The 24922-nt window shown below is 68.1% G+C and carries 21 protein-coding genes; 13 read left to right on the forward strand and 8 right to left on the reverse strand.

Features of this window, described 5'->3' with window-relative positions; genetic code table 11:
* Positions 1-87: 87 nt before the first annotated feature.
* Both purU and KIH07_RS01480 read left to right on the forward strand, forming a co-directional pair.
* Positions 88-936, forward strand: a complete 849-nt coding sequence (gene purU / locus KIH07_RS01475; protein ID WP_226490261.1) for a formyltetrahydrofolate deformylase — start codon at positions 88-90, stop codon at positions 934-936.
* A gap of 38 nt (positions 937-974) precedes the next feature.
* Positions 975-1844 carry a LysR substrate-binding domain-containing protein gene (locus tag KIH07_RS01480; protein WP_226490262.1) on the forward strand — a complete coding sequence of 290 codons (870 nt, stop codon included), beginning with the start codon at positions 975-977 and terminating at the stop codon, positions 1842-1844.
* A 274-nt stretch (positions 1845-2118) separates the two neighbouring features.
* Here KIH07_RS01480 and KIH07_RS01485 read toward each other — a convergent pair whose 3' ends face one another.
* Positions 2119-2547: an Hsp20/alpha crystallin family protein gene (locus KIH07_RS01485; RefSeq protein ID WP_226490263.1), complete on the reverse strand. Its 429-nt coding sequence runs from the start codon at positions 2545-2547 to the stop codon at positions 2119-2121.
* 181 nt (positions 2548-2728) lie between these two features.
* Here KIH07_RS01485 and KIH07_RS01490 point away from each other — a divergent pair, with 181 nt between their 5' ends.
* From KIH07_RS01490 to KIH07_RS01500, 3 genes are read left to right on the forward strand one after another with little or no spacing between them, the layout of a single operon-like run.
* The gene (locus KIH07_RS01490) at positions 2729-4231 is read left to right on the forward strand and encodes an FAD-linked oxidase C-terminal domain-containing protein (protein ID WP_226490264.1); all 1503 of its coding nucleotides are present in this window, start codon (positions 2729-2731) and stop codon (positions 4229-4231) included.
* Positions 4232-4282: 51 nt separating this feature from the next.
* Positions 4283-7342: a PAS domain S-box protein gene (locus KIH07_RS01495; RefSeq protein ID WP_226490265.1), complete on the forward strand. Its 3060-nt coding sequence runs from the start codon at positions 4283-4285 to the stop codon at positions 7340-7342.
* The gene (locus KIH07_RS01500; RefSeq protein WP_226490266.1) at positions 7339-7824 is read left to right on the forward strand and encodes a response regulator; all 486 of its coding nucleotides are present in this window, start codon (positions 7339-7341) and stop codon (positions 7822-7824) included. The genes KIH07_RS01495 and KIH07_RS01500 overlap by 4 nt, the downstream gene beginning before the upstream one ends.
* Before the next feature lie 133 nt (positions 7825-7957).
* Here the strand turns inward: KIH07_RS01500 and KIH07_RS01505 are convergent, their stop codons facing one another.
* Both KIH07_RS01505 and KIH07_RS01510 read right to left on the reverse strand, forming a co-directional pair.
* On the reverse strand, positions 7958-9787 hold the full coding sequence (locus tag KIH07_RS01505; RefSeq protein ID WP_319004846.1) for a carboxyl transferase domain-containing protein: 1830 nt from the start codon (positions 9785-9787) through the stop codon (positions 7958-7960).
* A gap of 74 nt (positions 9788-9861) precedes the next feature.
* Positions 9862-12834 carry an L-glutamate gamma-semialdehyde dehydrogenase gene (locus tag KIH07_RS01510; RefSeq protein WP_226490268.1) on the reverse strand — a complete coding sequence of 991 codons (2973 nt, stop codon included), beginning with the start codon at positions 12832-12834 and terminating at the stop codon, positions 9862-9864.
* A gap of 105 nt (positions 12835-12939) precedes the next feature.
* Here KIH07_RS01510 and KIH07_RS01515 point away from each other — a divergent pair, with 105 nt between their 5' ends.
* Together KIH07_RS01515 and KIH07_RS01520 are read left to right on the forward strand one after the other, a co-directional pair.
* Positions 12940-13413, forward strand: a complete 474-nt coding sequence (locus tag KIH07_RS01515) for an Lrp/AsnC ligand binding domain-containing protein (RefSeq protein WP_226490269.1) — start codon at positions 12940-12942, stop codon at positions 13411-13413.
* A 47-nt stretch (positions 13414-13460) separates the two neighbouring features.
* Positions 13461-14018: a DUF3617 domain-containing protein gene (locus KIH07_RS01520; RefSeq protein ID WP_226490270.1), complete on the forward strand. Its 558-nt coding sequence runs from the start codon at positions 13461-13463 to the stop codon at positions 14016-14018.
* 67 nt (positions 14019-14085) lie between these two features.
* Here KIH07_RS01520 and KIH07_RS01525 read toward each other — a convergent pair whose 3' ends face one another.
* On the reverse strand, positions 14086-14814 hold the full coding sequence (locus KIH07_RS01525) for a YggS family pyridoxal phosphate-dependent enzyme (RefSeq protein ID WP_226490271.1): 729 nt from the start codon (positions 14812-14814) through the stop codon (positions 14086-14088).
* Between the two features lie 37 nt (positions 14815-14851).
* On the opposite strand from KIH07_RS01525, the gene KIH07_RS01530 reads away from it, so the two are divergent.
* The 3 genes from KIH07_RS01530 (at position 14852) to KIH07_RS01540 (ending at position 18143) form a co-directional block, all read left to right on the forward strand.
* Positions 14852-15895, forward strand: a complete 1044-nt coding sequence (locus KIH07_RS01530) for a type IV pilus twitching motility protein PilT (protein ID WP_226490272.1) — start codon at positions 14852-14854, stop codon at positions 15893-15895.
* A 47-nt stretch (positions 15896-15942) separates the two neighbouring features.
* On the forward strand, positions 15943-17079 hold the full coding sequence (locus KIH07_RS01535; RefSeq protein WP_226490273.1) for a PilT/PilU family type 4a pilus ATPase: 1137 nt from the start codon (positions 15943-15945) through the stop codon (positions 17077-17079).
* Between the two features lie 161 nt (positions 17080-17240).
* The gene (locus KIH07_RS01540) at positions 17241-18143 is read left to right on the forward strand and encodes an NAD(P)-dependent oxidoreductase (RefSeq protein WP_226490274.1); all 903 of its coding nucleotides are present in this window, start codon (positions 17241-17243) and stop codon (positions 18141-18143) included.
* Between the two features lie 132 nt (positions 18144-18275).
* Here KIH07_RS01540 and KIH07_RS01545 read toward each other — a convergent pair whose 3' ends face one another.
* From KIH07_RS01545 to KIH07_RS01555, 3 genes are read right to left on the reverse strand one after another with little or no spacing between them, the layout of a single operon-like run.
* The gene (locus tag KIH07_RS01545) at positions 18276-18920 is read right to left on the reverse strand and encodes a BON domain-containing protein (RefSeq protein ID WP_226490275.1); all 645 of its coding nucleotides are present in this window, start codon (positions 18918-18920) and stop codon (positions 18276-18278) included.
* Positions 18917-19537, reverse strand: a complete 621-nt coding sequence (locus KIH07_RS01550) for an SIS domain-containing protein (protein ID WP_226490276.1) — start codon at positions 19535-19537, stop codon at positions 18917-18919. The genes KIH07_RS01545 and KIH07_RS01550 overlap by 4 nt, the downstream gene beginning before the upstream one ends.
* Positions 19538-19564: 27 nt before the next feature.
* Positions 19565-20035 (reverse strand): YraN family protein, encoded by a 471-nt coding sequence (locus KIH07_RS01555; protein ID WP_226494607.1) that lies wholly within the window; start codon positions 20033-20035, stop codon positions 19565-19567.
* Here KIH07_RS01555 and rsmI point away from each other — a divergent pair.
* Entirely contained in the window at positions 20035-20964 is a 930-nt protein-coding gene (gene rsmI / locus KIH07_RS01560; protein WP_226490277.1) for a 16S rRNA (cytidine(1402)-2'-O)-methyltransferase, read from the forward strand. The two genes, KIH07_RS01555 and rsmI, sit on opposite strands and share 1 nt — an antisense overlap.
* Before the next feature lie 40 nt (positions 20965-21004).
* Here the strand turns inward: rsmI and KIH07_RS01565 are convergent, their stop codons facing one another.
* Positions 21005-21364 (reverse strand): hypothetical protein, encoded by a 360-nt coding sequence (locus KIH07_RS01565; RefSeq protein ID WP_226490278.1) that lies wholly within the window; start codon positions 21362-21364, stop codon positions 21005-21007.
* A 205-nt stretch (positions 21365-21569) separates the two neighbouring features.
* Between KIH07_RS01565 and KIH07_RS01570 the strand changes: the two genes are divergently transcribed.
* A complete protein-coding gene (locus tag KIH07_RS01570) occupies positions 21570-22181 on the forward strand; it encodes a DUF502 domain-containing protein (RefSeq protein WP_226490279.1) in 612 nt (203 codons plus the stop codon).
* Positions 22182-22201: 20 nt separating this feature from the next.
* Positions 22202-24898, forward strand: a complete 2697-nt coding sequence (locus KIH07_RS01575) for a bifunctional acetate--CoA ligase family protein/GNAT family N-acetyltransferase (protein ID WP_226490280.1) — start codon at positions 22202-22204, stop codon at positions 24896-24898.
* Positions 24899-24922 lie beyond the last annotated feature (24 nt).

The following is a 24922-nucleotide window of genomic DNA, read 5'->3' on the forward strand; positions in this document are numbered from 1 at the left end:
CAAGTTCCATTCCCCACTCTTGCGGCGTCCTCGCCGCACGGGATTTCACCATACGGGCCGTCCACCACCCTGCGACAATCGCCCACCATGAACCACACCTACGTTCTCACCCTGTCGTGCCAGGACCGTCCCGGCATCGTGCATGCCGTCTCGGGCTTCCTGCTGGAGCGCGGCGGCAACATCGAAGAAGCCGCCCAGTACAACGACCACGACACCGGCCTGTTTTTCATGCGGGTGCAATTCACCTGCAGCCAGCTCACGCAGGACGACCTGCGCACGCACCTCAAGCTGTTCGCCGAGCCCTTCGCCATGCGCTGGAGCCTGCACCCGCTGGCCGAGCCGATGAAGACCGTGATCTTCGTCAGCAAGGAAGGCCACTGCCTGAACGACCTGATGTTCCGCTGGAAGAGCGGCCTGCTGCGGCTGGACATCCGCGCCATCGTGAGCAACCACCGCGACTTCTACCAGCTCGCCGCCGGCTACAACGTGCCCTTCCACCACATCCCGGTGAGCGCCGCGACCAAGGAACAAGCCGAAGCGAAACAGCTGGAGGTGATCCGCAGCGAAGGCGCGGAGTTGGTGGTGCTGGCGCGCTACATGCAGATATTGAGCAATCACCTGTGCCGCGAACTCTCGGGCAAGGCGATCAACATCCACCACAGCTTCCTGCCCAGCTTCAAGGGCGCCAAGCCCTATTACCAGGCGCACGACCGCGGCGTGAAACTGATCGGCGCCACGGCCCACTACGTGACGGCCGACCTCGACGAAGGGCCGATCATCGAGCAGGACGTGGCCCGCGTGGACCACACCGACGACGTGGAAGACCTCACCGCACGGGGCCGGGACACCGAAAGCCAGGTTCTGGCCCGCGCCGTGAAATGGCACAGCGAGCACCGTGTGCTGCTCAACGGGCACAAGACGGTCGTCTTCAAGTGATGAACAGGACGCCCCCGATGCGGCCCTGAGGTGACTTCGTGACGATCCGCATCCCTCCGATCCAGTGCCTGCTGACGTTTGAAGCGCTGGCCCGTCTGCGCAGCGTGACGCAGACCAGCGAGGAACTGTGCGTCACACCCAGCGCGGTGAGCCACCGCATCAAGCAGCTGGAGCAGATCCTGGGTACCAAGCTGTTTGGGCGGGCCGACTTCTCGCTCACCACCGAGGGCAGCGAATACCTGGCCCACGTGCGCGAAGGCCTGGCCACGCTGCAGAAATTCCCGAGCAATGCGGCCACGCCCGGGCGGCGCAAGCTGCGCCTGGCGGTCACGCCCACCTTCGCCCGCTCCATCCTGCTGCCGCGCCTGAAGCAGTTCAGCGAGGCCTACCCGGAGATCGACCTGACACTGCAGGTCAGCATTCCGCTGCTGGACGTGGTGGCCGAGGACGCCGATCTGATGATCCGTTTCGGCACCGGCCGTTACGCCGACGTGGAACACGTCTGCCTGATGAAGGACGAGATCACGCCGCTGGCCTCACCGGCCTTCGCGCGCGAACACGGTCCGTTCGAAACACCCGAAGACCTGGAGGGCGTGCCGCTGCTGCGCAGCCCGCTGGAACCCTGGCGCACCTGGTTCGCGGCGCACGACCTGGACTGGCCTGAGCCGGTGGACGGCTCGCAATTCAACGACATCGGCCTCATGTGCGACGGCGCCGCCGCCGGCATGGGAGTGGCGCTGGTGCGGCTCAAGCTGGCCGCGCCCTGGCTGGAACACGGCACGCTGGTGCCGCTGTACGAACGGCATGTGCCCAGCCCGCACGCCCACTACCTGTGCTGGCGCACCGGCACCATGGACCGCTGGGAATGCGCGGCGTTCGCCGAGTGGCTCAAGAAGAGCCTCAGTTGAGCTTCTGCGCCAACCGGCGCGCACAGGCCTGCCGCGAAAAGGCGCACGGGACGAACGCCAGAACGGGTGACGGAGCGCGTGCCTTCCTGTCAGGGCAGCCGTGGAACCGGCTTTGCCGGGCCACAGGGCTGCGCCCCCCTCCCGCCGCAGGCGAGAGAGGGGGCTGAGGACCGCGGCTCCTAAGCCTGCCTGCGCAGGCTTGGACGGGACGAAGAGGCATCGCCTCTGGCGATGTCGCGGCCGGCAAGGCGCGCGTCAGCGGCGCAGGGGGTGCTTATTCGATATTCAGGCGTTGGCCGGCCAGCGCCACCTTCTTGGGCAGGGTCAGCGTCAGCACCCCGTTTTCGTACTTGGCCCTGGCGCTCTGGTTGTCGATGTCGGTCGCCAGCTGGAAGCTGCGGGACACCGCGCCGTAATAGCGCTCGGTGCGCAACACCTTCTCGTCCTGGCTCTGGCTGTCTTCCTGCTTGATCTCGGCCCGCAGGGTCACCACACTGCCCTCGACCGTGACGTGGATGTCTTCCTTGGACACACCGGGCACTTCGGCCACCACGGTGTAGGCCGACGGGGTTTCCTTCACATCGATCTTGATCTGGGACGGTGACGGCAAGGAGTCGCCGTGCAGGGGACGGACGTAAAAACCCGGGGCAACGTCCCTGAAGAAGTCGTCGAACAGACCGGAACGGGCGATCAGATGGTTCATGGCATGGACTCCTGAATGGATGGGAAAAACGGGCGGTCACAGCGCCGCCCATGGCGAATACATAGCGGTGCACCCGGCGGTTTCAAGACCCCGGTGTTTGAGCTGCATCAAGCCGCTGCCTCACAGGTCCTTGCAAGTTTCTTCAACCCGCGGCGTGGTCCCCTGTCCTAAACTGGCGTGCATGAACGCCCCCACCGCCAGCGCCGACATCACCCGGGCCGAACGCGCCGCCCGCCAATCCGACGTGGTGCGCGCGCTGCAGGCGGTGCTGCCCGCCCACGCGCTGCTCTGGCACAACGAAGACACGACGCCTTACGAATGCGACGGCTTGACCGCCTACCGCCAGCGGCCGCTGGTGGTGGCCCTGCCCGAGACCGAAGACCAGGTGGCGGCCGTGCTCAAGGCCTGCCATGCGCTGGAGGTGCCCGTGGTCGCGCGCGGCGCGGGCACCGGTCTGTCGGGCGGTGCCATGCCCCACGCGCTGGGCGTGACCCTGTCGCTGGCCAAGTTCAACCGCATCCTGCGCATCGATCCGCGCTCGCGCACGGCCCTCGTGCAGGCCGGTGTGCGCAACCTCGCCATCAGCGAGGCCGCCGCGCCCCACGGCCTGTACTACGCGCCCGACCCGAGCAGCCAGATCGCCTGCACCATCGGCGGCAACGTGGCCGAGAACTCCGGCGGCGTGCACTGCCTGAAATACGGCCTCACCGTGCACAACGTGCTGCAGGTGCGCGGCTTCACGATGGAAGGCGACCCGGTGCGCTTCGGCGGCGAGGCCCTCGACGTGCCCGGCCTGGACCTGCTCTCGCTGGTGATCGGCAGCGAGGGCATGCTGGCCGTGGTCACCGAAGTCACCGTGAAGCTGGTGCCCAGGCCCCTGCTGGCGCGCTGCATCATGGCCAGCTTCGACGACATCCGCAAAGCCGGCGACGCGGTGGCCGCCGTGATCGCCGCGGGCATCATCCCGGCCGGCCTGGAGATGATGGACAAGCCCATGACCGCCGCCGTGGAAGATTTCGTGCACGCCGGCTACGACCTCAGCGCCGCGGCGATCCTGCTGTGCGAGAGCGACGGCACCCCCGAGGAAGTGGAAGAAGAGATCGGCCGCATGAGCACCGTGTTGCGCGACCACGGCGCCACCGCCATCGCGGTGAGTCGCGACGAAGCCGAGCGCCTGCGCTTCTGGAGCGGGCGCAAGAACGCTTTCCCGGCCAGCGGTCGCATCAGCCCCGACTACATGTGCATGGACTCCACCATTCCGCGCAAGCGCCTGGCCGACATTCTGCTGGCCATCGGCGAGATGGAACAGAAGTACGACCTGCGCTGCGCCAATGTGTTCCACGCCGGCGACGGCAACCTGCACCCGCTGATCCTGTTCGATGCGAACGATGCCGACCAGTTGCGACGCTGCGAGCTGTTCGGCGCCGACATTCTGGAAACCAGCGTCGCCATGGGAGGCACGGTGACCGGTGAACACGGCGTGGGCGTGGAAAAGCTCAACAGCATGTGCGTGCAGTTTTCGGCCGAGGAAAACGCGCAGATGTTCGGTGTCAAACGGGCTTTCGATACCAAAGAACTACTGAACCCGGGCAAAGTCATACCCACACTGCAACGTTGTGCCGAATACGGCAAGATGCTGGTGCGCGGCGGGCGGCTGGCATACCCCGATCTGGACCGTTTCTGACTGTCAAATTTGACGATGCAAACAGAGGGGCCTCAGGTACAGTAACGCGCAATGAGCGCGCCTTTCCCCGAGTCAGAGCAACGCCAGGCTGCGCTTCCCCGCGATCTGGTCGGTTCGGCGCGCGAGCAGGCGCTTTTGCGCGAGATCGAAGTCCTGAGGGCCGAGAACCTGCGCCTGCGCAACCTGCAGGCCAGCCCCCCCGGCACGGCCACCGACACCGACCTGCTGCTGCCGCTCGACCACCCGCCGCCCGCGGCCCACGAACCCGCCGAAGCGGCCACCGACCAACTGGAATACCAGGCGCTGTTTGCGGCCTTGGCCAGCGCGTTTCCGATCGGCATTTTCCGCACCGATGGCGTGGGCATGTTCACGCATGTGGACGACGCTCTGCTGCGCATCTTCGGTCTGGACGCGCAGGACTTCCACCACATGGGCTGGCTGCGCCGGGTGCACCCCGACGACCTGGAGCGTGTGAAGGCGTGCTGGAGCCAGGGGGTCGCGCGTGCCCAGAGCCAGAGCGTCGAATTCCGGTTGCAGCGCCCGGACGGCGAAGTCGTGCACCTGTCGATGCGCAACGTGCCGGTGCACGACGCCGAAGGCCATTTCCTGAGCCAGCTGGGCTTTGTGCAGGAGATCACCCAGCTGCGCACCCTGGAGGCCGAAGCGCGCCTCAAGGACGAACTCAACCGCCAGATCATCGCCAGCAGCCCGGACTGCACCAAGGTGCTCGACCTGCAAGGCCATGTGCTGCAGATGACCGCGCAAGGCTGCCGGCTGGTGGAGGTTGACGACTTCGAACAGGTCCGCGGCAGCGACTGGACCAGCTGGTGGCCCGAGGGTGGGCAGGAACTCGCCCGCGCGGCGATCGGCTCCGCCTGCCGGGGGGAAAACGCCCGCTTCATCGCCTTTGGCGAAACCTTCAAGGGCACGCCCAAATGGTGGGACACCATGGTCTCACCGATCCGCGACGCGCAGGGCCATCCGGTGATGCTGCTGGCGATCTCGCGCGACATCACCGAACTGCACCAGCAGCAGGAAGCGATCCAGCGCTTCAGCGCCGAGCTGGAAGACCGCGTGCGGGAACGCACCGAGGAACTCGCCGCCGCCAACACCCGGCTGAGCCAGACCTTGCGCGAGGCACAGGACCTGTACGACCAGGCGCCGTGCGGTTACTACTCACTGGATGCGCGGGGCGTGATCCAGATGATCAACCAGACGGCGCTGCAGTGGCTGGGCCTCCCGCGCGAGGACGTCGTGGGCCGCCTGAACTTTCGCGACCTGGTGCAACCCGAATACCTGGCGCAACAGGAGTCCCGCCGCCATCTGCTCCACAGTAACGGACGGCTCGAACCCGAAGAAGTGGGCATCAGGATGCCCGACGGCAGGCCCTTCATCGCGCTGGCCTCCAGCACCGCCGTGTACGACGACCAGGGCGTGTTCCTGCGCACCAACAGCACCCTCCTCAACATCACCGAGCGCAAGGTGGCCGAGCAGGCTCTGCGCGAGAACCAGCGTTTCCTGCAGACCGTGACCGACCAGGTTCCCGGGCTGATCGCCTACCTCGACGCATCCCTGTGCTTCCGCTTCGCCAACGCCGAACACCAGCGCATGTACGGCATGGACCCGGCCAGGATCATCGGACGGCCGGTCCGCGAATGCATCCCGCCCGAGGTGTGGGCAGAGATCGGCCCATACCTGCAGGCCGCGCTCGCCGGCCAGATGCAGAGTTTCGAGACCTGGCGCCGGTTGACCGACGGAACGCCGGTCTACGTGAGCACCAAGTACCTGCCCGACGTCCACGAAGGACGGGTGCATGGCGTGTTCGTACAGACCATCGACATCACCGAGCGCAAACGCGTCGAGGAGCGCGTGCGCCAGCTCAACGACGAGCTCGAACAGCGCATCCAGGAGCGCTCGGCGGAGCTGCTCGAGAGCGAGCAGCGTTTCCGCCTCATGGTGGACAACCTGCGCGAGTACTGCATCTTCTTCATGGACGCCGATGGCCTCATCACCGACTGGACCGACAGCGCCCAGCGCCTGGAAGGCTACGCACCCACCGAAACGCTGGGGCGGCACTACTCGGTGCTGTTCCGACAGCACGACCCCAGCGAGGCCTTGGACAGCGCCAACCAGATGCTGCGGCTGGCGGCCTCGCGTGGGCAGCACGAGCTGCACAGCTGGCACGAGCGCAAGGATGGATCGCGGTACTGGTCCCACTCGCTGCTGATTGCGCTGCGCGACGACGGCGGTGAACTGCGCGGTTTTGCCAAGATCAACCGCGACATGAGCGATGCCAAGCGGCTCGACGATCTCATGCGCAACATCAACGACGAGCTGGAGAACCGGGTGGCCGAGCGCACGGAACAGCTGCTGGCCGCCAACAAGGACCTGGAGTCGTTCTCCTATTCGGTCTCGCACGACCTGCGTTCACCGCTGCGCCACATTTCGAGTTTCGTCAGCCTGCTGGAGGAACATCTGGACGGCCAGATCGATGAGACCACGCAGCGTTACCTCGGCACCATCGGCGGCTCGGCGCGGCACATGAGCCAGCTCATCGACGGCCTGCTGGCGTTCTCCCGCCTGGGCCGCTCGGCGGTCAACCTCACGGCGGTGGACTTCACCCTGCTGGTGGACGCGGTGGTCAGCCAGCTGGCCCACGACACCGAAGGCCGTGTGGTGGACTGGGTGATCGCCCCCGACCTGCCCGTGGTCCAGGGCGACGCCTTGCTGCTGCGCGAGGTCTGGGCCAATCTGCTGGGCAACGCCTACAAATACACCCGGCCACGCGAACGGGCCCGCGTCGAAGTGGGCTGGAGCGTGGACCCGGTGGCGGGCTACACCTTCTATGTGCGGGACAACGGCGTCGGCTTCGACACCAAGTATTCACAGAAACTGTTCGGCGTGTTCCAGCGCCTGCACCGCGCTTCCGAATTCGAGGGAACCGGCATCGGGCTGGCCCTGACGCGACGCATCCTGGAGAGGCACGGTGGTAGCATCTGGGCAGAAAGTCAGTTGGGTGAAGGCAGTGTGTTTTATTTCTCGCTCCCTTTTGAGGGGGCCAGTCCTACTGATTTTTCGCGGGACACCATTCCCGCGGCACTCGAACCATGAACAAGAACGCCGAAGCCATCCTGCTCGTTGAGGACAACCCCGACGACGCCGAGCTGACCAAACTGGCGCTTGCGCGCCATGGGCTGGATGGGCGTGTGACCCACGTCTCCGACGGCATGCAGGCGCTGGACTACCTCTACCGCCGCGACCGCTACAGCGACCGCAGTGGTGGCAACCCGGTGCTGGTTCTGCTGGACCTGAAGATGCCGCTGCTCGATGGCATCGGCGTGCTGCGCGAGATCAAGGGCTCGGACATCCTGCACAACATCCCGGTGGTGGTATTGACCTCCTCGACCGAACCCAGCGACCTGCAACGCGCCTACGACGCCGGCACCAACGCCTACATCGCCAAGCCCACCGAGTTCTCGCAGTTCCTCAGCGCCATGAAACACGTCTGCGAGTTCTGGATCAACATCAACCAGTCCGCGCCGCAGTCCAACCCCTCGGGCATGCGCGGCACCGGGTTCGGCGAACTCGCCTGAAGTCCCCCCCGCGCCACCTGCGGCGTCACCCCCCAGGGGGCGGCACTGGCGGCCCGGCAAAGCCGGTTCCGCGGTGCCCTGGGCTATATCGTTTCATGCGTCGGGGTAGCGCTCCGGAAACGGATACGGCTCCTCACCAGGTATCGATGAAGCGTGGCCCAGCGGGCTCGGCCACGCGCGCGCCCGCCAGCCCCCGGGCCAGCCACTCACGGGTCTGCGCCGGGTCGATCACCGCGTCGATCTCCAGTGTGGTGGCCATCTGCTGGGCCGAGCCGTTGGCCACCTGCCGCTGCAGCAACGACTCGAACAAGGCCTCGCGCTGCGGCCCTTCGGGCAGCGCCTCCAACTCCTTGCGGTAGCCCAGGCGCACCGCGCCCTCCAGCCCCATGGCGCCGAACTCGCCGCTGGGCCAGGCCACGGTGAACACGGGCGCGTGAAAGCCCCCGGCCGTCATGCCCATGGCGCCCAGGCCGTAGCCCTTGCGCAGCACCACGCTGAAGAACGGCACCCGCAAGCTGGCCGCGGTCACGAACAGGCGGCTCACATGCCGCACCTGGGCCCGCTCCTCCATGGCGGGGCCGACCATGAAGCCCGGCGTGTCCACCAGGCTCACCAGAGGCAGGCCGTGCGCGTTGCACAGCTGCATGAAACGCGCGGCCTTGTCGGCGGCGTCGGCGTCGATGGCGCCGCCCAGGTGCAACGGGTTGTTGGCCATCAGGCCCACGGGCCGGCCTTCGATGCGCGCCAGTGCGGTGTGGATGCCGACGCCGAAGCCCGTGCGCAGCATCAGCAGGCTGCCCTGGTCCACCAGCCCGCCCATCGCGGCGCGGGTGTCGTAAACCCGCAAACGGTTCTCGGGCACCAGGTCGCGCAGCCCCTGCGCATCGGGCGCGACCCAGTCCGGCAGTCGTCCCTGGAAGAACGACAGGTAGTGGCGCGCGGCGGCCACGGCCTGCGGCTCGTCGTCCACCAGCAGGTCGATCACGCCATTGGCGTGCTGCACCTCGGAAGGGCCAATGTCTTCGGGCCGGAACACGCCGAGCCCGCCACCCTCCACCATTGCCGGGCCGCCCATGCCGATGTTGCTCCGGCGGGTGGCGATGATCACGTCGCTGCACCCGAGCAAGGCCGCATTGCCGGCAAAACAGCGGCCCGCTGCGATGCCCACCACCGGCACCTGCCCCGACAGACGCGCGAAGGCGGCGAAGCTGCCCACATGCAGGCCGGCCACGATGGGCATGTCGGTGTCGCCCGGACGCCCGCCACCGCCTTCGGCGAACAGCACCACCGGCAGCTTCTGCGCCAGTGCGATGCCCAGCAGGCGGTCGGTCTTGGCGTGGTTGCGCAGGCCCTGCGTGCCGGCCAGCACGGTGGCGTCGTAGGCCATCACCACGGTGCGCGCGCGCTCGGCACCATAGATGAGGCCGTTGACCGAGCCGATGCCGGTCACCATGCCGTCGGCCGGCGTGTTCGCGATCAGGTCGTCTTCCGAACGTCGGCTGCGCTGCGCGGCCACCGCGAGCGCGCCGTATTCGAGAAAGCTGTCGTCGTCGCACAGGTCGGCGATGTTTTCGCGCGCCGTGCGCAGACCGAGTGCATGGCGCCTGGCCACGGCCTCGGGACGGGCCTCGTCCAGCGTGTGCGCCAGCCGCTGCTGGAGCCGCCGCAGGTCCTCGCGCGGACCGGGTGGCGCCCCGTTCGCGGCCGGCACCGAAGCAGGACTATCGACACCCGCGCCGACCACCTGCTGCGGTGTCAGCGGGTCCAGACGCAGCAGCACCGCCCCGGCATCCACCGTCTCCCCTTCGGCGAAAAACCGTTCGGTCACGCGCCCGGCGCGCTCGGCGCGCAGCTCGTGTTCCATCTTCATGGCTTCGAGCACCAGCAGCAGGTCCCCGGCCTGCACCGCGTCGCCAGGGGCGACGAGCCATTGCACGATCTGGGCCTGCAGGGGAGCGCGCACGGTGTTCATGCGGCCATTCTGGCGGCCGTGCCGTTTTCACGCACCCGGCGCCCGTCGTGCGGGCGACAGGCCGCTCAGTGCGCCGGCCCGGCGAACAGCGCCACGTTGCCGCCCGCCGCCGTGGTGTTGATGGTCAGCGTCTGCTCGGCACAGAAGCGCAGCAGGTAGTTCGGTCCACCCGCCTTCGGACCGGTGCCGGAGAGGCCTTCGCCACCGAAGGGCTGCACGCCCACCACGGCGCCGATCATGTTGCGGTTCACGTAGACGTTGCCCACGCGCGCGGCCGTGGCCAGTGCCTGGGCCCGGCTGTCGATGCGGGTCTGGATGCCCAGCGTGAGGCCGTAGCCCAGCGCGTTGATCTGGCGGATCACGTCCATCGGGTCGCCGCCCCAGCGCACCACCTGCAGCACCGGGCCGAAGATCTCGGCCTTCACATCGGCGATGGCACCCACCTCGAACATCTGCGGCGGGATCAGGTTGGGCAGCATGGTGGCCGGCGTCGCAACCGGCAGCAAGGGCTTCGCTTCCGCGTGCAAGCGCTGCAGATGGCGGGTGATGCCGTCAAAGGCTTCGGCGTCGATCACCGGGCCGAGGTCGGTCGCCAGCTCGGCGGGGTTGCCCGCCACCAGCTCTTTCGCCGCGCCCTGGATCATTTCGATCACGTGGTCGGCAATGCCTTCGTGCAGGCACAGCAGGCGCAGGGCCGAGCAACGCTGACCCGCGCTGCGGAAGGCGCTCTGCACCACCGCGTCGGCCACCTGCTCGGGCAGGGCCGTGCTGTCCACCAGCATGGCGTTGATGCCGCCGGTCTCGGCGATCAGCGGCACGATGGCGCCGTCCTTCGCGGCCAGCGCGCGCTGGATGATCTTGGCCACCTGGGTGGAGCCGGTGAACACGACGCCGGCAATGCCCGGCTGCGCCACCAGCGACGCGCCCACCGTCTCGCCCGGGCCGTGCAGCAGCTGCAGGGCCTTGGCCGGCACGCCGGCGGCGTGCAGCAGCTTCACCGCTTCGAGTGCGACCGCCGGGGTCTGCTCGGCGGGTTTGGCCAGCACCGTGTTGCCGGTCGCCAGCGCCGCAGCGACCTGGCCCATGAAGATGGCCAGCGGGAAGTTCCAGGGGCTGATGCAGACCCAGGCGCCACGGCCTTCCAGCCGCAGCGTGTTGCTCTCGCCCGTGGGGCCGGGCAGGGTTTGCGGCGCCATCACGCGCTCGGCGTCGTTGGCATAGAAGCGCAGGAAGTCCACCGCCTCGCGCACCTCCGATACGGCGTCGCCCCAGGTCTTGTGCGCCTCTTTCACCAGCAGGGCGCAGAAGCGCGGCAGCTGCTGTTGCAGCGCGTCGGCTGCGCGCCTCAGCGTGGCGGCACGCTCGGCCACCGGCGTGTGGTTCCAGCCGGCGAAGGCGGCCACGGCTTGGGCGCACGCGGCATCCACCTCGGCGGAGCTCGCCTCGGCAACGGCGGGCATCGGCGTGCTGGCCAGCGCGGCCAGCAGCGGCTCGCGCATCGAGGCCACCGCCAGGTCCAGGCCCGCGCTGTTGGCGCGCTTCGCGCCGTACAGCTCGGCCGGCAGCGGCAGCGAGGGCTGGGGTTCGAGACGCAGCGGCGAGATCAGCAGCTCGTCCATGCCCACCGACTCGTCGGCCAGCTGGTGCACGAAGGACGAGTTGGCGCCGTTCTCCAGCAGGCGGCGCACCAGGTAGGCCAGCAGGTCGCGGTGCGCGCCCACCGGGGCGTACACGCGGCAGGCCACCAGCGGGTTCTTCAGCACCTCGCGGTAGATGCCCTCGCCCATGCCGTGCAGGCGCTGCAGCTCAAACGGCACACCGTGGCGGGCCGACATCTGCAGGATGGCCGCGATGGTGCCCGCGTTGTGCGTGGCGAACTGCGGAAAGATCGCGTCCGGCGCGTCCAGCAAGGCCCTCGCGCAGGCGAGGTAGCTCACGTCGGTGTGGTGTTTGTGGGTGAACACCGGGTAGGTGGGCAAGCCCTGTTCCTGCGCGCGCTTGATCTCGGCGTCCCAGTACGCGCCCTTGACCAGGCGGCACATGAACCTGATCTTGTACCGGCGCGCCAGCGCGGCCACGTGTTCGATCAACTCGACCGCGCGGGTCTGGTAGGCCTGCATCGCCAGGCCCAGGCCGGCCCACCGCGGGCAGTGCTCGGCCACCAGTTGGGCCAGCGCCTCGAACACGTCGAGCGAGAGCTCCAGCCGGTCCACCTCCTCGGCGTCGATGGTGAGGTTGAGGTTGGCCTCAGCGGCCGCGCGGCACAGCGTCCACACGCGCGGCACCAGCTCGTCCATCACCCGCCCGTGCTGCACGTCTTCATAGCGCGGGTGCAGGGCGCTGAGCTTGATGGAGATGCCGTCGTTGTGCGCGGGCGAGCGCGCCGGGTCGGCGGTGCGTGCGATCGCGGCGATGGCGTTCTGGTAGCTCGCGAGGTAACGCAGCGCGTCGGCATCGGTGCGCGCGCCCTCGCCCAGCATGTCGAAACTGAAGCGCAGCTGGTCCAGCTTCTTGCGCGCCGAGGCGGCTTCCTTCATGCCCTCCTCGATCGTCTGGCCCAGCACGAACTGGCGGCCCAGCAACTGCACCGCGCGCAGCGTGGCGGCCACCACGGTCTTGGCGCCGAGCTTGGCCATCAGGCCCGTTTCGCCGCCCGATTCCGGTAGAAATTTCTTGGACATGGCGATGGCGGTCGAGGACAACCGAGCCAAGGTGGAGTCGGCCGCGCTGTCAAAGTCGGCCCGGCCCAGTTGGTCCGCGGTCAGCGCGATGGCGGTTTCTGCATCGGGCACGCGCAGCAGCGCTTCGGCCAGGCGCATCAGGGCCAAACCCTCGGCGCTGGAGATCGGGTATTCCTTGAGCAGGCTTTCCATCGCCCAGAAGGGCGGCGGGTTCTCGCGCACGGCGCGCACCCAAGGCGCGGCCACGGTGGCGGCTGCGGCCCAGTCCAGCGCGCCCTGCAGCGCGGCCAGGCGCTGGGCGACGATGGCCGTCTCAGGCCGGTAGGGGAAGGGCAGGCGGTCGGTGGTGCGGGGCATGGAAGTCTCCGAGAATCGGCTGGGGTGGTGAATTCCGTGATGGTGCCGGCTCGTATGGTGAATTTCTGACTGTTTTTAACCGTTACACCGGATAATTCACCATCCATGAGCGAAACCACCCACGAACTCGATCGCATCGACCTGCGCATCCTGAATGTGCTGCAGTCCGACGGCCGCATCGCCAACCTGAAGCTGGCCGAGGCCGTGGCGCTCTCGCCCACCGCCGTGCTCGCGCGCACCCAGCGCCTGCAGCGCGACGGCTACATCCTGGGCTACGAGGCGCGGTTGAACCCGCTCAAGCTCGGCCGCGGGATGATGGTGTTCGTGGAAGTGCTGCTGGACCGCACCACGCCCAACGTCTTCAACGAGTTCAAGGCTGCGGTGCAGGTGCGCGACGAGATCATGGAATGCCACATGGTGGCCGGCGGTTTCGACTACCTGCTCAAGACCCGCATGGCCGACATGGCCGCCTACCGCGACTTCGCCGGCAACGTGCTGTGGCAGTTGCCCGGCGTGCGCGAGACGCGCACCTACGCCGTGATGGAAGAAGTGAAGAACAGCACCCGGCTGCCGCTTTGAAAAGACACCGGCCGGGGCGACAATGCACCCCATTTTCTGGAGCCCCTATGATCAAACCCATCTCCGCCGCCCTGCTGACCGCCCTGACGCTGTGCGCCACCGCCTCGCTGGCCCAGAGCACCCGACCGGGCCTGTGGGCCGTCGAACACAAGATGGGGGGCAACCCGGAGCTTGAGCAGGCCATGGCCCAGATGCAGAAGCAGCTGGCGTCCATGCCGCCGGAGCAGCGCAAGCAGATGGAGGCCATGATGGGCCAGCAGGGCGTGAGCATGGCGCCCGGCGCCAAGGGCGGCATGGCCCTGAAGATCTGCATCACCCCGGAGATGGCGGCGCGCCAGGAACTGCCCAGCCAGACCGAGGGCGACTGCACCACCACCATCCACTCGCGCAGCGCCAGCGCGCTCAAGATGAGCTACGTCTGCAAGAACCCGCCGTCGTCCGGCGAAGGCACCTACACCTTCAGCGGCGACACCGCCTACACCATGAAAATGGTCATGAACACCACCCGCCAGGGCAAGCCCACGTCCATGACCATGGAAGGCCAGGGCAAATGGCTCTCGACGGACTGCGGCAGCATCAAGCCGATGGCGCTGCCCAAGCGCTGAACCTCCCTGGCGCCAGCGCAGGCGTGGCATCAGCCCCCGCGGCGCTTGCCGCGCAGGAAGACGTGGATCAGGTGGCCGCTGGGGTCGACGGCTCTGGCGGCGCGGCGCGGCTGCCGAACACCGCCCGCCCCACGCGCACCATGGTGGACCCGGCGGCCACCGCAGCCTCCAGATCGTCGCTCATGCCCATGGACAGGGTGTCGAGCCCGAAGCCCCGGGCATTGAGCCCGTCGAACAACGCGCGGGCCTGCAGGAACACCGCGCGCTGGGCTTCAAACTCGGCCGCGGGCTCGGGAATGCACATCAGCCCGCGCAGGCGCAACCCGGGCAAGGGGGCCACCGCCTCGGCCAGCGCGGTCAGGTCGGCAGGTGCCACGCCCGACTTGGTCGGCCCGCCGTCCACGTTCACCTGCAGACACACCTGCAGCGGCGCCATGCCGGTGGGGCGCTGCTCGCTCAGGCGCTGGGCAATCCTGACCCGGTCCACCGACTGCACCCAGTCAAAATGCGCCGCCACCAGACGCGTCTTGTTGCTCTGGATGGGGCCGATGCAGTGCCATTCGATCGCGGCGCCCGGCCGGGTTTCGCGCAGGGCCAGGATCTTCTCCACCCCTTCCTGGATGTAGTTCTCGCCAAAAGCGTGCTGGCCCGCGGCCAGCGCCTGCTGCACCGCCTCAGGGCCGAAGGTCTTGGAGACCGCCAGCAGAGTGACGGCTTGCGCATCGCGTCCCGCCAGGGCACAGGCCCGCGCCAGGCGCTCGTTCACTTGTTGGAGATTGTCTGAAATCGTCGTCATAATCCATCGTCATACCACCACAGCACGGGACCCCTGGATGGATATCACGCAACTGCTCGCCTTCAGCGTCAAGAACAAAGCCTCCGACCTTCACCTCTCGGCCGGGTTGCCACCCATGATACGGGTGCATGGCGACGTGCGCCGCATCAACGTCGAGCCGCTGGACCACAAGATGGTTCACAGCATGGTGTACGACATCATGAACGACAGCCAGCGCAAGCAGTACGAAGAATTCCTGGAATGCGACTTCTCGTTCGAGATCGAAGGCCTGTCGCGTTTTCGCGTCAACGCCTTCAACCACAACCGCGGCGCGGGCGCGGTGTTCCGGACCATCCCGAGCAAGATCCTCACGCTGGAGCAGCTCAACGCGCCCAAGATCTTTGGTGATCTCTCCCTGCGTCCGCGCGGCCTGGTGCTGGTGACCGGCCCCACCGGCTCGGGCAAGTCCACCACCCTGGCAGGCATGGTCAACCACCTCAACGAAACCGAATACGGTCACATCCTCACGGTGGAAGACCCGGTCGAATTCGTGCACGAGTCCAAGAAGTGCCTGGTCAACCAGCGCGAAGTCGGCCCGCACACCCTGAGCTTTGCCAACGCGCTGCGCTCGGCCCTGCGCGAAGACCCGGACGCGATCCTGGTGGGCGAAATGCGCGACCTGGAAACCATCCGCCTGGCCATGACGGCGGCCGAAACCGGCCACCTGGTGTTCGGCACCCTGCACACCTCCAGCGCGGCCAAGACCATCGACCGGATCATCGACGTGTTCCCCGCCGAAGAAAAAGACATGGTGCGCGCCATGTTGTCCGAATCGCTGGTGGCCGTGATCTCGCAGACCCTGTGCAAGACCAAGGACGGCTCCGGCCGGGTGGCTGCGCACGAAATCATGCTGGGCACCAGCGCCATCCGCAACCTGATCCGCGAGGCCAAGGTGGCCCAGATGTATTCGGCCATCCAGACCGGCAACAGCGTGGGCATGCAGACGCTGGACCAGAACCTGTCCGACCTCGTCAAGCGCAACGTGATCAGCGCGGCCGAGGCACGCAGCAAGGCCAAGATTCCCGAGAACTTCCCAGGCTGAACATGCACTCCCCGTTGCGGGCTTCTTCAAAGACAAGGTAAGACCTCATGGAACGCGATCAGGCATCCAAATTCATCAACGACCTGCTCAAGCTCATGCTCAGCCGCGGGGGCAGCGACCTGTTCATCACGGCCGACTTTCCGCCGGCGATCAAGGTGGATGGCAAGGTCGTCAAGGTTTCACCGCAGCCGCTGAACGCCTCCCACACGCTGGCGCTGGCGCGCGCGATCATGAACGACAAGCAGGCCGCCGAGTTCGAGCGCACCAAGGAGTGCAACTTCGCCATCGCGCCGCCGGCCATCGGGCGCTTCCGGGTCAGTGCATTCATCCAGCAGGGCAAGATCGGCATGGTGCTGCGGACCATTCCGGCCGTGCTGCCCACCATCGACAAGCTCGGCCTGCCCCAGGTGCTCAAGGACGTGGCGCTGTCCAAGCGTGGGCTTTGCATCCTGGTGGGCTCCACCGGCTCGGGCAAGTCCACCTCGCTGGCGGCCATGGTGGACTGGCGCAACGAAAACACCCACGGCCACATCATCACCATTGAAGACCCGGTCGAATTCGTGCACCCGCACAAGAACTGCGTGATCACGCAGCGTGAGGTGGGCCTGGACACCGACAGCTGGGAAGCGGCGCTCAAGAACACGCTGCGCCAGGCGCCCGACGTGATCCTGATGGGCGAAATCCGCGACCGCGAGACCATGGAACACGCGATCCAGTTTTCCGAAACCGGTCACCTGTGTCTGGCCACCCTGCACGCCAACAGCGCCAACCAGGCGCTGGACCGCATCATCAACTTCTTCCCCGAGGAGCGCCGGCCACAGCTGCTGATGGACCTCTCGCTCAACCTGCGCGCCCTGGTCTCCCAGCGCCTGGTGCCCCGGCAAGACAACAAGGGGCGCCATGCCGCGGTCGAGATCATGCTCAACTCGCCACTGATCTCCGACCTGATCTTCAAGGGCGACGTCTCCGAGATCAAGGAGATCATGAAGAAGAGCACCCAGATGGGCATGCAGACCTTCGACCAGGCGCTGTTCAACGCGTTCGAGGCCAACCTCATCACGTTTGAAGATGCGCTGCGCAATGCCGATTCGCTCAACGACCTGCGCCTGCAGATCAAGCTCAACAGCCAGCGCGGCAAATCGGTGGACCTGGCCGCCGGCACCGAGCACATGACGATCGTCTAGAGAAACACCCCCGCCGGGCTTCGCCCGCCCCCTTTTTAGAGGGCAACGCGAGTGGCCCGGCAAAGCCGGCTCCACCGCGTTCTGGGTCAGTCCTCTCGCTCCGGCTGCACCGAGACGCCGCATTTCTGGTTTTCCTTTCCCTTTATTGCAGGATCCCTCTCATGAGCAGCATTGCTTCGAAAACCTACGAATCTGTTGCGCCGAAGAGGGTCGCTTTTCTTGGCTTGGGCGTCATGGGTTTCCCGATGGCTGGGCATCTGTCCCAAGCCGGGCATTCGGTGACGGTCTACAACCGGTCGCCGGCCAAGGCGCAGGCCTGGATGGCGGAGTTCGGTGGCGCCGCCAAGGCCACGCCGCGCGAAGCGGCCGCGGGGGCCGACATCGTGTTTTCCTGCGTGGGCAACGACGACGACCTGCGTTCCATCACCCTGGGGGCCGACGGCGCTTTTGCCGGCATGGCGCCGGGCGCGGTGTTCGTGGACCACACCACCGCGTCGGCCGACGTGGCGCGCGAGCTGTACGCGGCCGCGAAAGCCCTGGGGCTGGCCTTTGTCGACGCCCCCGTCTCGGGTGGCCAAGCCGGCGCGCAGAATGGCGCCCTCACCATCATGTGTGGTGGCGACGCGGCAGCGTTCGACGCCGTCAAACCGGTGGCCATGGCGTTCTCGCGCGCCTTCACCCTCATGGGTGCCAGCGGCGCCGGTCAGCTCACCAAGATGGTCAACCAGATCTGCATCGCCGGACTGGTGCAGGCCTTGGCCGAAGCCATCGCCTTCGGCCAGAAGGCCGGACTGGACATGCCCCAGGTGCTCGACGTGATCGGCAAGGGCGCCGCCCAGAGCTGGCAACTGGACAACCGCGGCAAGACCATGGTGGCCGATCAGTTCGACTTCGGTTTCGCGGTGGACTGGATGCGCAAGGACCTGGGTCTGGTGCTGGACGAGGCCAAGCGCAATGGCGCGCGGCTGCCAGTGACCGCGCTGGTGGACCAGTTCTACGCCGACGTGCAGGCCATGCAGGGCAACCGGCTCGACACATCGAGCCTGATCAAGCGCTTGAGGTAGGCCCACCCCCGCGTCGCCTGCGGCGCCACCCCCTCAAGGGGGCGATGCCAGTGGCCCGGCAAAGCCGGTTCCACGGCATCCTGGGATCAAGACACGCGCGCCGGAGGCCCCGTGCTGGCGACGCGACCTTGTTTATTTCGCTGGAGCGGACTGCGGCTGCAGACGCGACAGCTCTTCGTCGCTGATGATCTCCAACACCCGCACCACGCGCTGCACACTGGAGGTGTTGCGCACGATCTCGGTAGCGCGGTCGGCTTCGCGCTGGGTCACGCGGCCCATCAGAAACACCGTTCCGCGGTTGGTCACCACCTTGAACGAATTGGCGGACAGGTCCTTGGCGTCCAGCATCGCGGCCTTCACCCGGCCGGTCAGCAGGGTGTCGGCGGTGCGCTCGCGCAGCGTCGGGCTGTTGGCGACGTCGAGTTCGTTGACCACGCCGGCCACATTGGCCACCTGGCCGACAACCTGACCCGCCAGCTCCTTGTCGCGCGCGCTCACCACCTCACCGGTCAGCAGCACCCGGCGGTTGTAGCTGGTCACGTCCAGCCGGGCCCGCGTGCCCATCTGGTCGCGCAGCCGGTTGGCGGCCCGCAGCTCAATGGTCTGGTCGTCCAGCTGGGCACCCGAGGTGCGGCGGTCGGTGGCCACCAGGGCGCTGCCCACGGCCGCGCCACCCATCATCAGGGGGGCACAGGCCGACACGGTGGCACCCAGCAGAACGGAGGCCAGGACGGTGGCCGCGAGGCGGCTGTGGCGGGGTTGTTGCGTCTGATTCATGAGGGACTCTCCTGTTCGTTGTTCAACTCGTCGGGCAGGCCCAGCAACTGGGCATCCACACCGTCGCAAATACAGTGCAACACGATGTGATGCACCTCCAGAATCCGGGCCGGCAGCTCGTGCGGCACGCACACGTGCACGTCGGTGTCGCGCAGCATCTGCGCCAGACGGCCGCCGCGTGCGCCGGTGAGCGCCACCACCGTCATGTCGCGTTCGTGCGCCGCTTCCACCGCCGCCAGCATGTTGGCCGAACTGCCGCTGGTGGACAGCGCCAGCAGCACGTCGCCAGCGTGGCCCAGCGCGCGCACCTGGCGGGCAAAGATGGACCGGGCATCAAAATCGGTGGCGATGCCGGTGAGCACCGCGGCGTCGGACGAGAGCGAGAACGCGGCGAGCTCCGGGCGCTCGCGCTCGTAGCGGCCCACGAAGCTGGCGGCGAAATGCTGCGCGGCCGCGGCCGAGGCCCCGTTGCCGCAGGTCAGCACCTTGCCGCCGCCGGTCACGCTGGCGAGCACGGCCGTGGTCGCGGCCTCGACCACCGGAGCGAGCGACTGGGCGCACTGGTACTTCAGGTCGGCGCTGTCGATGAATTGTTGCTGGATGCGTTGCAGAAGCATGGGGCGATCATAGCGGCGGGGCGGGTGTCAAAAGGTAGCGGACGCATCAAAAGCGGCGCGCAGCCATTCGAGCCGAACCGGTGGCGCGGCCGGGTCCGGGCGCTCGCCAAGCGGCGTGGGCCGACCGTGCACCAGCACCACGTCGAAACGGCATGGGGGCTCTGAGCCCCAGCGCAGCAAAAAGTGCCGCGCCGCGAACACGATGCGGCGCTGTTTGGTGGCGGTGATGCTCGCCGCCGCACCGCCCTGGCGGGCACTGGCGCGCTGGCGCACCTCGACGAACACCAGCGTGCCGTCGGCCTCGCGCATAATCAAATCGAGTTCGCCACCGCCGCGGCCCGGGGTTTTGAAATTGCGCTGCACCAGGCGCAAACCCTGGCGCTGCAAATGCGCCAGCGCGGCGTCCTCGGCCACGTCGCCACGCTGCTTGGTGGTGGTCGGCGCCGCCTCGGCGCGGTCTGGCCGGGTGGGTGAACCCTGTTTCCGGAAATTCCACATTGTCTGCACACACTCCCTCCCTGTTGGCCGCCGCCCGTGAAGCGGCCGCTCACCAGCATTATCCGCAAGGCGCGCTCTACATGGTGGCCACGCCGATCGGCAATCTGGCCGACATCGGCCTGCGCGCGCTGCAGGTGCTCTCGCTGGCCGACACCGTGGCCTGCGAGGACACGCGCCACACCGCCGGGCTGCTGCAGGGCTATGGCCTGCACAAGCCGCTGCTGGCGCTGCACGAGCACAACGAGGCCGAGGCGGCCCAGACGGTGGTGCAGCGGCTGCGCGAGGGCCAGCGGGTGGCCTATGTGAGCGACGCCGGCACCCCCGGCGTGAGCGACCCGGGCGCGCGGCTGGTGGCCGCGGTGCACGACGCCGGGCTGCGCAGCGTGCCCGTCCCGGGCGCCAGCAGCATCACCGCGCTGCTCAGCGTGGCCGGCCACAGCGGCTGGAACGGCCACTTTGTGTTCGCCGGCTTTCTCTCACCCAAGGCGGCCGAGCGGCAGCGCGAGGTGCAGGGCATGGGCACCGACGAGCGCGCCTGCGTGCTGCTCGAAGCACCGCACCGCATCGAAGCGCTGGCCAAGGACCTGGCGGTGCTGGGCGAGCGGCGGCTGACCGTGGGCCGCGAGCTGACCAAACAATTTGAAGAAGTGGCGCAGATGCCCGCGAGCGGCTTTCCCGCCTGGCTGCAGGCCGGCGCGCACCGCACGCGGGGCGAATTCGTGCTGATGCTGCACCCGCTGGCCACCACCGGTGGTGAAGAAGGCGCGGTGGACGCGGCGGCGCTGCGCGTGCTGGACCTGCTGCTGGCCGAGCTGCCGCTGAAAACCGCGGTGCGCCTGTGCGCGGACATCACCGGCCAGCCGCGCAACGCGCTGTACAACGCGGCGCTGGCCCGCCGCAAACCGGCCGACGACGAAGAGGACGACTGAGAGGCTGAAAGCCCCGGGCGCCAACGCGCCGTTCAGCGCCTCAGAGCGGGACCCGGGACATGGTATCCGGTCCCTTGCGGGCACCACCAGCGCCCGGCGGCGCCAGCGGCGCGTCCGGCACTTCGGTGGCCTGCACATCCACCACGTCATCGCCCGTGGGCCGTTCGCCGCGCCCCGGCCACACGCCCTGGGCGTAGCGTTGCGAGTTCTGGCGCATGCGGCTGAACATCACCACCGGCGCGGGTTTGCGCCCCGTCAGCAACGACCACAGCGACACCCCGAGCACGACCACGATGGCGGCCAGCAGGAAGCTGAGCACGAACACGCCCGCGGCCAACACCAGCACCAGTTTGAGCACGCCGCGCAGCACACGGCTCAGAAAATCGGCAAATCCATTCATGTATCAGTGAGCCCATCGGGCCAGGAGAGTTCCGGGACCAGGCGCCCGCCGCCATGTCAACCTGGGATACATCCGTCAACGCCACCCCAGCTGAGGCCATTTTCGCCGTTTGCAAGCCGGGCGGGTGACACACACGCCCGGCGCCCCGGCTGCTATGCTGGCGCGCATCTGCGCCCGCGGCACCCCTTGGCCCGCACACACCCCCATGAAACGCCTGTCCCAATACTTTTTCCGCGGTCTCATCACCTTCCTGCCCCTGGCCATCACGGTGTATGTGCTGGTGCTGTTCGTGACCTGGACCGAACGCACCGCCATGTGGCTGATCCGCCCCGTCATCGGCAACTTCTACCTGCCCGGCCTGGGCATCGCGCTGGGCGGGGTGCTGATCCTGGCGCTGGGCATGCTGATCTCCCAGCCCATCACGTCGCGCCTGCTGTCCTGGGTCGAGCTGCCGTTCACCAACCTGCCGGTGGTGAAAAGCATCTACACCTCGCTGAAGAACTTCGCCGATTACTTTGCGCCACACGATCAGGACGCCCAGCAGGTCGTGCTGCTGAAGTGGCCGGGCAACGAGCTGGGGATCGTCGGTCTGGTCACGCGCCAGTCGATGCAGGGGCTGCCCGGCGCCCTGGGTGAACTGGACCAGGTGGCCGTGTACCTGCCCATGGGCTACATGATCGGCGGCTACACCGTCTTCGTGCCGCGCAGCTGGACCACGCCGATCGACATGTCGGTCGAAGAGGCCATGCGCATGGCCCTGATCGCGTTCATGGCCTCGAACCGCGGCGCACCGCCGGCCGCGCCCCCGTCCACCTGACGCCAACCCGCACAGCCACCATGAGCATCCGCCACCTCGACGCCCTCTTCAACCCCGCATCGGTGGCCGTGTTCGGTGCCTCGATGCGCCCGGCCAGCGTGGGCGCCACGGTCTGGCGCAACCTGCTGATCGGCGGTTTTGCCGGAGCGCTCTACCCGGTCAACCCGAAACACGCCGAGCTCGATGGCGTCAAGACCTACGCCAGCGTGGCGGCGCTGCCGCAGGCACCCGACCTGGCCGTGATCTGCACGCCCGCGGCCACCGTGGTGCGGCTGATCAAGGAGCTTGGCGCGCGTGGCACGCGCGCGGCCATCGTCGTCACGGCCGGCCTGAGCGCGGCGCAGAAGCAGGCCATGCTGGAGGCCGCGCGCGTGCACACGCTGCGCATCCTCGGCCCCAACTGCATCGGCATGCTGGTGCCCCACCTGGGGCTGAACGCCAGCTTCGCGCACATCGGGGCGCGCCAGGGCGAACTGGCCTTCGTCTCGCAGTCGGGCGCGCTGGTCACGGCCATGCTGGACTGGGCCGGCTCGCGCGGCATCGGCTTCTCGCACTTCGTCTCGCTGGGCGAGCGCGCCGACGTGGACTTCGGCGACATGCTCGACTACCTCGGCAGCGATCCCAAAACCCGCGCCATCCTGCTCTACATCGAAAGCATCGAGGAAAGCCGCAAATTCATGTCGGCCGCGCGCGCGGCGGCGCGCAACAAGCCGGTGATCGTGGTCAAGGCCGGGCGGTCGAGCGCGGGCCAGGCCGCGGCGGCTTCGCACACCGGCGCACTCGCGGGCTCCGACGCGGTGTTCGACGCGGCCATTGCCCGCGCCGGCATGTTGCGCGTGGACACGCTGCACGAGCTGTTCCTCGCGGCCGAGACGCTGGCGCGTTTCCGCGACGGCCCCTCGGGCGGGCTCATCGTGCTCACCAACGGCGGCGGCGCCGGCGTGATGGCGGCCGACGCCGCGGCCACCGACAACGTGCCGCTGACCCCGCTGGACGACGCGCTGCTGGCGCGGCTCGACGCCGTGCTGCCCGCCCACTGGTCGCGCGCCAACCCGGTGGACATCATCGGCGACGCGCCGGCCCAGCGCTACGTGGACGCGCTCGAAGCGCTGTCGCACGACCGCGAGAGCGCGGTGCTGTTCATCCACGCGCCCACCGCCATCGTGCCCAGCCTGGACATCGCGCAGGCCCTGCTGCCGCGGGTGGGCGCCACGCCCCAGCGCGTGCTGGGCTGCTGGCTCGGCGACACGGCGGTGGCCGCGGCGCGCCAGACCTTCCGCGACGCCGGTGTGCCCGACTTCAACACACCCGAAGAGGCGGTGCGTGCGTTTTGTTTCCTGCGCACCTTCCGCCTGCACCAGGAAGAGCTGCTGCAGACACCCGTGGCCCGCGGCGCCGCCCGGGCGGTGGACCTGCCACGCATCCGTGCCATCGTGGACGGCGTGCTCGCCAGCGGGCGCGAGCTGCTGACCGAACCCGAGGCCAAGGACTTCCTCGCCGCCGCCGGCCTGCCGGTGGTGCCCACGCGCGTGGTCGAGGCCGACGCGGCCGAAGCCCAGGCCGCGGCCGAGGCCATGGGCTACCCGGTCGCGCTCAAGATCCTCTCACACGCCATCACGCACAAGTCCGATGTCGGCGGGGTGCGCCTGAACATCGGCAGCGCCGCCGAGCTGGCCGAGGCCTGCGCCGCGATGCTCGCGCGCGTGGGCGAGCTGCGGCCCGACGCCGACGTGCAGGGTTTCACCGTGCAGCCCATGGTGCGCAAGAAGCACGCGCACGAACTCATCGTCGGCGCCAGCGTGGACCCGGTGTTCGGCCCGGTGATCCTGTTCGGCGCCGGCGGCGTGGCGGTGGAGGTGCTGGCCGACCGCGCGCTGGCCCTGCCGCCGCTCAACACCGCGCTGGCGCTGGCGCAGATCCACCGCACGCGCATCGCGAAACTGCTGCACGGCTACCGCGACGAACCCACCGCCGACCTCGATGGCATCGCCCAGGTGCTGGTGGCCGTGTCGCAGCTGCTGGCCGAGGTGCCCGAACTGGCCGAGCTGGACATCAACCCGCTGCTGGTCAACCACGAGAGCGCGGTGGCGCTGGACGCGCGCGTGCGCCTCTCGGCCCGGCGCCCGGCCGGCGCGGCGCACTTCGCCATCCTGCCCTACCCGGCCGAGCTGATCGAGACCTGGACCTGGCGCGAGCAGCCCGTGGTGCTGCGCCCCATCCGGCCGGAGGACGAGGCCCAGCACCGCGCCTTTCTGGAGCGGCTGGACCCCGAGGACATCCGCCTGCGCGTGTTCTACAGCCGCCGCAGCATCGAACACAGCGAGCTCGCGCGGCTCACCCAGATCGACTACGCGCGCGAGATGGCCTTCATCGCCACCCGCGCCACGCCCGAGGGCGGCGAGGAGACCCTGGGCGCGGTGCGCGCCACGGTGGACCCGGACAACCACACCGCCGAGTTCGGCGTCATCGTGCGCTCCGACCTCAAGGGCTCGGGCCTGGGCCACCGGCTCATGGACAAGATGATTCGGTACCTGCGCGAGCGCGGCACGCGGCGACTGGTGGGCACGGTGCTGCGCATCAACCACGGCATGCTGGAACTTGCCCACACGCTGGGCTTCCAAGAATCCGACAACCCCAACGATCCGGACAACCACGACACGCGGTTCGTGTCGCTGGATCTGCAGCCCCCCGTCCATCCCGACGACCGTTCGGGCTGAGCCTGCCCAAGCCCTGGCGCACAC

Source organism: Hydrogenophaga taeniospiralis (assembly GCF_020510445.1).
Taxonomy (GTDB): domain Bacteria; phylum Pseudomonadota; class Gammaproteobacteria; order Burkholderiales; family Burkholderiaceae_C; genus Hydrogenophaga.

Coding starts and splice junctions, on each gene's coding strand:
- KIH07_RS01565 (WP_226490278.1), bottom strand. CDS start 21,364: ATGAATGGATTTGCCGATTTTCTGAGCCGTGTGCTGCGCGGCGTGCTC.
- KIH07_RS01515 (WP_226490269.1), top strand. CDS start 12,940: ATGAGCGAAACCACCCACGAACTCGATCGCATCGACCTGCGCATCCTG.
- KIH07_RS01525 (WP_226490271.1), bottom strand. CDS start 14,814: ATGACGACGATTTCAGACAATCTCCAACAAGTGAACGAGCGCCTGGCG.
- KIH07_RS01575 (WP_226490280.1), top strand. CDS start 22,202: ATGAGCATCCGCCACCTCGACGCCCTCTTCAACCCCGCATCGGTGGCC.
- KIH07_RS01555 (WP_226494607.1), bottom strand. CDS start 20,035: ATGTGGAATTTCCGGAAACAGGGTTCACCCACCCGGCCAGACCGCGCC.
- KIH07_RS01500 (WP_226490266.1), top strand. CDS start 7,339: ATGAACAAGAACGCCGAAGCCATCCTGCTCGTTGAGGACAACCCCGAC.
- KIH07_RS01540 (WP_226490274.1), top strand. CDS start 17,241: ATGAGCAGCATTGCTTCGAAAACCTACGAATCTGTTGCGCCGAAGAGG.
- KIH07_RS01495 (WP_226490265.1), top strand. CDS start 4,283: ATGAGCGCGCCTTTCCCCGAGTCAGAGCAACGCCAGGCTGCGCTTCCC.
- KIH07_RS01550 (WP_226490276.1), bottom strand. CDS start 19,537: ATGCTTCTGCAACGCATCCAGCAACAATTCATCGACAGCGCCGACCTG.
- purU (WP_226490261.1), top strand. CDS start 88: ATGAACCACACCTACGTTCTCACCCTGTCGTGCCAGGACCGTCCCGGC.
- KIH07_RS01520 (WP_226490270.1), top strand. CDS start 13,461: ATGATCAAACCCATCTCCGCCGCCCTGCTGACCGCCCTGACGCTGTGC.
- KIH07_RS01570 (WP_226490279.1), top strand. CDS start 21,570: ATGAAACGCCTGTCCCAATACTTTTTCCGCGGTCTCATCACCTTCCTG.
- KIH07_RS01485 (WP_226490263.1), bottom strand. CDS start 2,547: ATGAACCATCTGATCGCCCGTTCCGGTCTGTTCGACGACTTCTTCAGG.
- KIH07_RS01510 (WP_226490268.1), bottom strand. CDS start 12,834: ATGCCCCGCACCACCGACCGCCTGCCCTTCCCCTACCGGCCTGAGACG.
- KIH07_RS01490 (WP_226490264.1), top strand. CDS start 2,729: ATGAACGCCCCCACCGCCAGCGCCGACATCACCCGGGCCGAACGCGCC.
- KIH07_RS01530 (WP_226490272.1), top strand. CDS start 14,852: ATGGATATCACGCAACTGCTCGCCTTCAGCGTCAAGAACAAAGCCTCC.
- KIH07_RS01535 (WP_226490273.1), top strand. CDS start 15,943: ATGGAACGCGATCAGGCATCCAAATTCATCAACGACCTGCTCAAGCTC.
- KIH07_RS01545 (WP_226490275.1), bottom strand. CDS start 18,920: ATGAATCAGACGCAACAACCCCGCCACAGCCGCCTCGCGGCCACCGTC.